The organism is Arenimonas sp., from assembly GCF_019459675.1.
Classification (GTDB): domain Bacteria; phylum Pseudomonadota; class Gammaproteobacteria; order Xanthomonadales; family Xanthomonadaceae; genus Arenimonas.
In genome coordinates, this window is sequence record NZ_JAIBFH010000425.1 from 1 (window position 1) to 1115 (window position 1115).

The window sequence follows — 1115 nt, forward strand, 5'->3', positions numbered from 1 at the left end:
GGGGGGCGCGGGGCGGGGCGCGGCGGGCCTGGCGGCGCCGCGCGCGGGGCCGCGGGGCGGGGGCGCGGCGCAGGCCGCGATAACCAGCATGACCAAGCTTGTGCAGAAGCGGGGCATCGCGCTCACCTCAGGCCAGGTTGCGCCGGCAGACGAAGAAGCCATTGAGGGTCAGCCGGCCCTGGCGCGGGTCGGCAGACAGTTTTTCGGGGGCGTGGATGTCGCCGCTGTGGAAGACGTGGCCCGGGTACAGGATCAGCCGGTTGAAGGCCGCCGGCACGCCGGCCACGCGTTCAAACCATTCGTTGGAATCGGTCATGTAGCCGCGCGCGATGCCTGAGCGCTCCGCGAACTCCTCCGGCGACAGCGTGGCCGACGCCTTCACCAGCGCCGAGATGTATCCCTGGGCGCGGCGCGGCCGGTAGAAGCCGGTGCCGCCCAGGCCGGGGTCCTGGAACAGGTACAGCACGCTGGCGCCCACCACTTGGCCGGGCCCGTCTTCCAGACGGTCGGTGTGGCAGAACCACTGCCAGGGCGACAGCGCCTGCGGAGCGCGGGTGACCAGTGAGAACCGGGCGTAGCGCCGGACCGTCCGGCGCCCACCGATCAGGCGCCGCGCGTGCACCGCGAAGAAATCGTCCAGCGACGTCAACGCGTTCGCCGGCAGGTGCAGTTCGGGGCCGGGGAAGCCGTTGTTGGGGCGTTCGTTGAAGGCGGCGGCGTGGGCGGCGGCGAAATCGACCCAGGCCTCGGGTTCGATCAGTGCGTCGTCCACCACCAGGCAGCGGTGGCCGTCGCCGATGTCCACCAGGTGTAGCCGCGGCCGCGGGTTGAAGCGCAGCAGCGGCGCCCGGGCCGTCGCTTCCACGGGCGTCAGGCCGCTTTGGCCGTGGCGCAGTGCTTGGCGATGAAGGCCTCGTGCGTGGGCATGGCGCGCACGCAGTTGGCAATCACGCCGCGCACGGTGTCGCAGTGCTCGCGCAGTTTATCGTCGGTGAGGTTGTCCACCAGCGGGTGGTAGCCGCGCGGGTGCACCCGCTGGCCGTGCATCACCAGCACCCAGCTGGGCTCGGCGACCATTTCCGTGTGCTAGCGGCACACGCGGCCGTTGCTGCGGA

Annotated in this window: 2 protein-coding genes; both read right to left on the reverse strand. The window is 71.7% G+C overall.

The genetic code is table 11. The annotated features are described in order from the left end of the window. Nucleotides 1-127: 127 nt before the first annotated feature. A complete protein-coding gene (locus K0M70_RS14025; RefSeq protein ID WP_290782966.1) occupies nucleotides 128-865 on the reverse strand; it encodes a DUF6445 family protein in 738 nt (245 codons plus the stop codon). Nucleotides 866-870: 5 nt separating this feature from the next. Next, nucleotides 871-1077 carry a hypothetical protein gene (locus K0M70_RS14030; protein WP_290782980.1) on the reverse strand — a complete coding sequence of 69 codons (207 nt, stop codon included), beginning with the start codon at nucleotides 1075-1077 and terminating at the stop codon, nucleotides 871-873. Nucleotides 1078-1115: the final 38 nt, after the last annotated feature.